Genomic DNA, 7,616 nt, shown 5'->3' on the forward strand with positions numbered 1-7,616 from the left:
CTCTTCCATGGTCGAAAAGTCACGCCGTACCGAAGGCGCTGGCGCCATGGTCGGCGCGTCCCACCAACTGCCGGAACCCGGCGAAAAGCTCGCGGCCGAAGCCGAATTCATTGCCTATGAGGTCGCTGTCCGCGGGGCGGCGCAGTGCGAAATCGCCGGCTGGCACCAGTACCTCCAGCGTCCCGGCCTCGGCGTCGAGCCTGATGATATCGCCGTCGTGGATCCTGGCGATAGGCCCGTCCTCCGCCGCTTCCGGCGTCACGTGGATCGCCGCTGGCACCTTGCCTGAAGCGCCCGACATGCGGCCGTCGGTGACCAACGCCACATGCTGGCCGCGGTCCTGCAGGATGCCGAGCACGGTGGTCAGCCTGTGCAATTCCGGCATGCCGTTGGCCTTCGGTCCCTGGAACCGAATGACGGCGATGAAGTCGCCGGTCAGCGACCCCGCCTTGAACGCCTCGTTCAGGCCTTGCTGGCTGTCGAACACCTTGGCCGGCGCCTCGATGACGCGCCGCTCCGGCTTGACCGCCGATGTCTTGATGACGGCGTGGCCGAGATTGCCCGAAAGCACTTTCAGACCGCCGCTCGGCTGGAACGCCTTCTTGAACGGTGCCAGCACCTTCTCGTCCCCGCTCTCGCGCGGCGAAGCCTCGCGCACGACGCCGCCGTCGGCGCCGAGCCTGGCCTCGACCGCGTAGGGGCGCAGCCCTTCGCCCCACACCGTCTGCACATCCTCGTGCAGGATGCCTGCGTCGAGCAGTTCGCGGATCAGGAAGCCGAGCCCGCCGGCGGCGTGGAAGTGGTTCACATCGGCAAGGCCGTTCGGATAGACTCGCGCCAGCAGCGGCACGGCTTCCGAGATGTCGGAAATATCCTGCCAGGTAATGGCGATGCCGCCCGCCGCTGCCATGGCGATCAGGTGGATGGTGTGGTTGGTCGAACCGCCGGTGGCGTGCAGGCCGACGATACCGTTGACGATCGAGCGCTCGTCGATCATCCGCCCGACCGGCGTGTAGGCGTTGCCGAGCGCGGTGATCGCCAGCGCCCGCTTCGTCGCTTCCCTGGTCAGCGCGTCGCGCAACGGCGTGCCAGGATTGACGAAGGAGGCGCCAGGCGTGTGCAGGCCCATGATCTCCATCAGCATCTGGTTGGAATTGGCGGTACCGTAGAAAGTGCAGGTTCCCGGCCCGTGATAGGATTTCGATTCCGCTTCGAGCAGTTCGGCCCGTCCCGCTTTGCCCTCGGCATAGAGCTGGCGGATCTTGGCTTTTTCGTCGTTCGGAATGCCGGTCGTCATCGGCCCGGCCGGGATGAAGACCGCCGGCAGATGGCCGAAGGTCAGCGCCGCGATCACCAGTCCAGGCACGATCTTGTCGCAGACGCCGAGATAGACGGCGGCATCGAACATGTTGTGCGACAGGCCGATTGCCGCGGCCATGGCGATCACGTCGCGCGAGAACAGCGACAGCTCCATTCCGGGCTGGCCCTGGGTGACGCCGTCGCACATCGCCGGCACGCCGCCGGCCACCTGGGCGATGCCGCCGGCCTCGCGCGCCGCATCCTTGATCAGCGCCGGAAAGGTCTCGAAAGGCTGATGCGCCGACAGCATGTCGTTATAGGAGGTGATGATACCGAGGTTCGGCACCCGGTCGCCGCCAAGTGCCACCTTTTCGGAAGGGCTGCAGACGGCAAAGCCGTGGGCCAGGTTGCCGCAGGACAGCACGGCCCGGTTGGCGGTGCGGTTCGAGGCTTCGGCGATGCGGCCGAGATAGGCCTCGCGACCGGGCTTGGAGCGCTCACGGATGCGCTGGGTGATGGCTTCGATATCGCGTCTTGCGGTCATGGCGGTCGGTCCTTTCAGGCGAGGTCCCGCAAACACCTTCCGGCTGTTGCCGGGACCTGCAGCCAAGTTGAGATCAGGGTGCCCAGAAAACCTCTACGGGCTTTTGAGTGGCATCGAGCACGGCGCGAATGGGCTTTCGTGTTCCAGGTCCAAGCGCGGCCTCGAATGCGCTGCGTTTTTCCGCGCCCTCGATATGCAGCGCGATGAAGGCGGCATTGATGATCCGCGCCAGTGACAGCGTCAGCCGTGGCTCGCCGGCGCTTGCCGCGTGAACCGGAAGCACGATCCTTTGCGACGACGGATCGAGCAATCGTGCCAGGTTATCGGCATCCGGAAAGAACGAGGCGGTGTGGCCATCAGTTCCCATGCCGAGCACAACGACGTCGAGTGGCCAGGGCAGCACTTGCAGCGCCTCACTGTCGGAGACCGCTGCACCCTCGATACTTGCCGCGGCGTGGTAGAGCGGCACGAAATTCGCGGCGGCGGCCGCGTTCTGCAGCAGGTTGGCGGCAACCAGGCCGGCATTGGAGCGCGGCGATGAGGGCGGCACGAAGCGCTCGTCGACCAATGTTATCGTCACCTTTTCCCAGGCGATCGGAACGGTCGAAAGCGCCGCGAAGAATTTCGCCGGCGTCGTGCCGCCCGAGACCGCAAGCAGCGCCGTGCCGCGCTCGGCGATCGCCTTTGACAGACGGCCGGCGACGTGGCCGGCAAGCGCTGTGGCCAACTCCTGGCGTCCGGCAAATTCGTGCCAGTTGTAGGCGCCGCCTAATTGCTCTCGTGCCATGTCCGCCCGTCGCGTTCGATCAGCGCAATCGAGGCCGAGGGGCCCCATGTGCCGGCGGTGTAGGCTTGCGCCTCTTGCCTGCCGCTTTCCCAGGCGTCCTGGATCGGGTCGATCCATTTCCACGCCGCCTCGACCTCGTCGCGGCGCATGAACAGCGTCTGGTTGCCACGGATGACGTCCATGATCAGCCGCTCATAGGCATCGGGGGCGCGGCCGTCGAAGGATTGCGCAAAACTCATGTCGAGCGGAATCTGGCGCAGCCGCATGCCGCCCGGCCCCGGATCCTTGATCATGATGAACTGCTTTACGCCCTCGTCGGGCTGCAGCCTGATGACCAGCTGGTTGGCGGAGATCGGCCCGGCGCTCTCGCCGAAGATCGAATGCGGGATCGGCTTGAATTCGATGACGATCTCCGAAACGCGCGTCGCCAGCCGCTTGCCGGTTCGGAGGTAGAACGGCACGCCCGCCCAGCGCCAGTTGCCGATCTCGGCCTTGAGCGCAACGAAAGTCTCGGTGTTGCTGTTCTTGCCGAGTTCCTCGACATAGCCTTTCACCGGCCCGCCGGCCGAGGCGCCGGCACGATACTGCCCGCGCACCGTGTGCTTCGGCGCTTCGTTGCCGTTGATGCGCTTCAGCGCCCGCAGCACCTTCAGCTTTTCGTCACGGACGGCATCGGCGTCCATCGACGACGGCGCCTCCATCGCGACCAGGCAGAGCAGCTGCAGCATGTGGTTCTGCACCATGTCGCGCAATGCGCCGGCCTTGTCGTAATAGGTGACGCGGTCTTCCAGGCCGACAGTCTCGGCCACGGTGATCTGCACATGATCGACATTGGCGGAATTCCAAAGCGGCTCGTAGAGCGCGTTGGCAAAACGCAGCGCCATCAAATTCTGGACCGTCTCCTTGCCGAGATAGTGGTCGATGCGGAAAATCTGGCTTTCATGGAAGTCGTCGCCGACCAGGTCGTTGAGCGCGCGCGCCGAAGCGAGATCGCGGCCGATCGGCTTTTCCAGCACGATGCGCGAATTCGGCGTGATCAGCCCGTGCTCCTTCAGCTTGTGCGAGATGTCGCCGAACAGCGCCGGCGCCACAGCCAGATAGAAAGCGCGGATGTGTTCGCTGTCGCCGATCGCCTTCTTCAGCCTGTCGAAGCCGGCACCTGTGGTTGCATCTGCCGGGATATAGGAGAGCCGCGCGAGGAACGTCTTCAGTTCCGTGGCGTCGATATCCTCCGGTTTCACATGATCGGCAATCGCCTGCCTGGCGAACGACTGGAATTCCTCGTCGGTCATCTTCGAACGCGATGTGCCGATGATGCGCGTCGGCTCGGAAAACTGGTGGTCGCGCTGCCGGTGGTACAGCGACGGCAGAAGCTTACGTTCCGAGAGGTCGCCGGTGCCGCCGAAAATGATGAAGTCGAAAGGGTCGACGGGAATGATCTGGCTGGTCATGGTCTGTCCGCTGTGACGCCGGTCGCGATAACGCGGCTGATATAATCTAATCGATTTAAACTTGCCAGTGCCATTGCGTCACATCCGCGTGTGCTCTTGACACCGGCGCTGGCCGGAGGCTTGTCGGCAAGCGATGCTTCCGGAGCCTTCGCAGTTGCAGCATAGAGCCGGATGGCAGCGAAAGCCAAAGGAGAAATCGTCGATGGACGCACATCTTTCGATGGCCTGGCCAAACGCGTCATCGATCGCTTTCAACGATGAGTGAGAAAAGCATGCGCCTCAAAAATAAGGTCGCAATCATCACTGGCGCTGCCTCGGGCTTTGGCGAGGGCATGGCCAGGCGCTTTGCCGAGGAGGGCGCGCGGGTAGTCGTCGCCGATCTGAACGCCAAGGGCGCAGAGCGCGTTGCCGGCGAGATCGGCGAAAAGGCGATCTGGACCCAGACCGACGTCTCGCTGCGGTCCGAATTCGACGACATGGTCCATGCCGCAATGAGCGCCTTCGGCCGCATCGACATCATGGTCAACAACGCGGGTTACACCCATCGCAACGGTGACATGCTGGAAGTCGACGAAGCGACCTTCGACCTGATCACATCAGTCAACATGAAGGCGATCTACCACGCAGCGCTTGCAGTGGTGCCGGTCATGGAACGGCAAGGCGGTGGCGTCATCCTGACGACGGCCTCCACGGCCGGTATCAGACCGCGGCCCGGCCTCACCTGGTACAATGCATCGAAGGGCTGGGCGATCACCGCGACCAAATCGATGGCGGTGGAACTCGCGCCGAAGAACATCCGCGTCAACTGCCTCTGCCCAGTTGCCGGCGAGACCGGCATGCTCGCGAAATTCATGGGCGCCGACACACCCGAGATCCGCGAGAAGTTCCGCGCGTCGATCCCGCTCGGCCGGCTTTCGACGCCGGTCGACATAGCCAATGCCGCGCTTTGGCTTGCTTCGGACGAAGCGGCTTTCATCACTGGCGTGGCGCTGGAAGTCGACGGCGGACGTTGTATTTGAACGGCCGGGGCCTCCGGCGGAGGACTGGCTGACGGCGAGCGACCCGCAATCGCTCTGCCGGCCCTACGCCCCGGTTTTGACGTAGCTCTTGTAAATCCAGCCGCGCTTGCCGTTGTAGACGATCTGGCACCATTGCTTGCAGCTCATCACTTGCACCGAGGTCTTGGCCGGCACGGTGAGAATGGCGGCCGCATTCTTTTTTGGGCCGGTGCGCATGGTGACGGATCTCAGGATGCGTCCGGTACCGGCAGTATTGGCTCTTCCGGAATTTGCCTTGGTGCTGTTGTCGTCTTCGCTCGCGGTCTGCGTCGGCAGTTGCGGCTTGGGCGTGGGGATGGCGGCGGTCTGCGCGCCATCGGGCCCGCTGTTTTTCGTTGAGCTGCCGGGAGCCGCGACCTTGGCAAACAATGCCGCAGCGTCGGGTTTTGCTGCCGGGTCGGCGAATGCCACCGAAGCAGACGATTTATCGGTCGCCTGCTCGGTCTGGCTTGCCAGCTGGTCGGACGCTGCCGTGGCGGCGGCCGATGCCGTCTTTGGCCCTGTCCAGCGCGGATCGTTGGGAGCCAGCGCTGGTATCTCGGCTTCCGCCGCGGCCACCGCTGGGGAAACCGCATCTGCCTTGCCCGTCGTCCGCGGCGCCGCAGCAACCTTGGCAGGCATGATCTTCGTCGTCTTGACCGGGATGGTCGGAACGATCTGCTCAGGACTTGCGGCCGCTTGTCGCTCATTTGCCGGCAATGCCAGCCACAGTGCCACCGCGGCAACGCCGAGCAGTGCGACCGTGCCAAGCGCGGCTATCACCAGATGCGCGTTCGACCGGACCCCGTGCCAGAACGTCGGCCGCATATCGTAACCGAATTGCATCGCAAGGCGCCGTCGTTCCGGCGCGCCGAAACTGAAGGGCTCTCTCACACTTGCCACCTCCATTTGCGGGCCGATGTTCTTACGACCCATGCCGGAGAGCCGGCATTTCGATCGGCATCGGTCCCAAACCAAAAGCGGGCAGGCCCGCAAAAATTCCCCGTTCAGCTGCCCACGAGCATCATCTTTCGCCCGCGATTGTGGCATCACTGCGCCCTTGGCGGGAATTCTGCGCCCCGGTTAAGGATTCTGCAACGTCTGGTTAGATCCTGTCCCGCAACGCGTACCAGTTGAGCGCAAGGAAGAGCAGTGGCGCGCGCAAACGCCGGCCGCCGGGGAAGGGTGGAATTTTCAGGTCCTCGATCAGCTTCAGCCGGTCGCGGTTGCCGGCGACCGTCTCGGCATAAAGCTTGCCGAAAAAGTTCGACAGCATGACGCCGTGGCCGGAATAACCGCCGATCGAGGTCACATTGGGCATCACTTCGCGCACGAACGGCTTTCTCGGCACGGTGATGCCGACGTAGCCGCCCCAGCCATGAGTGATCTCGACGTCCTTCAGTGCCGGATAGATCTCGGCAATCTGCCGGCGGATGTGGATGTGGATGTCCTTGGGATCGTTGACCGCATAGATCTCGCGCCCGCCAAACAGCAGCCGCCCATCCTTCGATTTGCGGAAATAGCGCACGACGAAGCGCGAATCGTCGACCGCCTCGCCACCCGGCAGTATTTTGGAATCGGCTCCCAGCGGTACCGTCGCGCCGATGAAGGAGCCGATCGGCATAATATGCGCGGCACTCACCGGTTCGAGCGTGCCGCCATAGGCGTTGACCCCGATCAGGCATTTAGCGGCGGTGATCGTGCCCTTCGGCGTCACAACCCTGACCTTGCCGCCGCCGGAGGTGATGCCGGTCGACGGCGTCTGCTCGAAAAGCTTTGCGCCGGCCTCTGCCGCGACTTTCGCGGTGCCGATCACCAGCTTCAGCGGATGGACATGGCCGGTGCCGGTGTCGCGGGTGCCGCCGAAATAATGCGTCGAGCCGAGCCGCTCGGCAGTCTCCGCGGCATCCATGAATGAGATGTGCGGATAACCGAACCGGTTTGCCATGATCTCGGCATGCGCCTTGTAGTCGTCGACATAGCGCTTCTTGTGCGCCACCGACATCTGGCCGGGCATATAGTCGATCTCGATCTGGTGCATCGCGGCAAAGTCGAGCAGATGCGCCTTGGCCTCTTCGGCAAGGTCGAACAGCGCCTTGGCGCGGGAAAAGCCGTATTCCGCTTCCAGTTCCTCTGCCCAGGCCCGTTGTCCGGTGCCGAGCTGGCCACCATTGCGGCCCGATGCGCCGTCACCGAAACGATGCGTTTCGATAAGCACGACATCCGCGCCTGTCGTGGCGAGATGAGCCGCCGCCGACAGGCCGGTAAAGCCGCCGCCGACAATCACCACATCGCATGTCCGGTCGCCGTCGAGCGCCGGATATTCGGGCCTTGGCCCGGCCGTGTCTTCGTACCAGGAGCGGCCGGGGGAGATTGGGGATTGGTAAGTCATGATGCTCGGCTAGGGCAGTAGGGCAGTAGGGCAGTAGGGCAGTAGGTCAATAGCTGAGACAAGAATGCGGGCACTAGAGACTCGTCGCTGTACGGGGTTAGAGGGG

6 protein-coding genes are annotated in these 7,616 nt (G+C 63.9%); 1 reads left to right on the forward strand and 5 read right to left on the reverse strand.

What is annotated here, in order from left to right; translation table 11 throughout:
• Positions 1-19: 19 nt before the first annotated feature.
• The 3 genes from edd to zwf all read right to left on the reverse strand — a co-directional run bounded on the left by edd (position 20) and on the right by zwf (position 4,081).
• A complete protein-coding gene (gene edd, locus NKI72_RS29400; protein ID WP_352472719.1) occupies positions 20-1,843 on the reverse strand; it encodes a phosphogluconate dehydratase in 1,824 nt (607 codons plus the stop codon).
• A gap of 73 nt (positions 1,844-1,916) precedes the next feature.
• Positions 1,917-2,630, reverse strand: coding sequence for a 6-phosphogluconolactonase (pgl, locus tag NKI72_RS29405; RefSeq protein ID WP_352851564.1), 714 nt, complete (start codon positions 2,628-2,630; stop codon positions 1,917-1,919).
• Positions 2,612-4,081, reverse strand: coding sequence for a glucose-6-phosphate dehydrogenase (gene zwf / locus NKI72_RS29410; protein ID WP_352851565.1), 1,470 nt, complete (start codon positions 4,079-4,081; stop codon positions 2,612-2,614). The genes pgl and zwf overlap by 19 nt, the downstream gene beginning before the upstream one ends.
• A 272-nt stretch (positions 4,082-4,353) precedes the next feature.
• On the opposite strand from zwf, the gene NKI72_RS29415 reads away from it, so the two are divergent.
• Positions 4,354-5,100: an SDR family oxidoreductase gene (locus tag NKI72_RS29415; RefSeq protein ID WP_352851566.1), complete on the forward strand. Its 747-nt coding sequence runs from the start codon at positions 4,354-4,356 to the stop codon at positions 5,098-5,100.
• A gap of 63 nt (positions 5,101-5,163) precedes the next feature.
• Here the strand turns inward: NKI72_RS29415 and NKI72_RS29420 are convergent, their stop codons facing one another.
• Both NKI72_RS29420 and NKI72_RS29425 read right to left on the reverse strand, forming a co-directional pair.
• Positions 5,164-5,964 carry an SH3 domain-containing protein gene (locus NKI72_RS29420; protein WP_352472716.1) on the reverse strand — a complete coding sequence of 267 codons (801 nt, stop codon included), beginning with the start codon at positions 5,962-5,964 and terminating at the stop codon, positions 5,164-5,166.
• A gap of 259 nt (positions 5,965-6,223) precedes the next feature.
• Positions 6,224-7,510: an NAD(P)/FAD-dependent oxidoreductase gene (locus NKI72_RS29425; RefSeq protein ID WP_352851567.1), complete on the reverse strand. Its 1,287-nt coding sequence runs from the start codon at positions 7,508-7,510 to the stop codon at positions 6,224-6,226.
• Positions 7,511-7,616: the final 106 nt, after the last annotated feature.

This window comes from Mesorhizobium sp. M0437, from assembly GCF_040321335.1.
Lineage (GTDB): Bacteria > Pseudomonadota > Alphaproteobacteria > Rhizobiales > Rhizobiaceae > Mesorhizobium.

Bases quoted from the DNA above. Each gene is read 5' to 3' on its own strand.
- edd (WP_352472719.1), bottom strand. From the start codon at position 1,843: ATGACCGCAAGACGCGATATCGAAGCCATCACCCAGCGCATCCGTGAG.
- pgl (WP_352851564.1), bottom strand. From the start codon at position 2,630: ATGGCACGAGAGCAATTAGGCGGCGCCTACAACTGGCACGAATTTGCC.
- zwf (WP_352851565.1), bottom strand. From the start codon at position 4,081: ATGACCAGCCAGATCATTCCCGTCGACCCTTTCGACTTCATCATTTTC.
- NKI72_RS29415 (WP_352851566.1), top strand. From the start codon at position 4,354: ATGCGCCTCAAAAATAAGGTCGCAATCATCACTGGCGCTGCCTCGGGC.
- NKI72_RS29420 (WP_352472716.1), bottom strand. From the start codon at position 5,964: ATGCAATTCGGTTACGATATGCGGCCGACGTTCTGGCACGGGGTCCGG.
- NKI72_RS29425 (WP_352851567.1), bottom strand. From the start codon at position 7,510: ATGACTTACCAATCCCCAATCTCCCCCGGCCGCTCCTGGTACGAAGAC.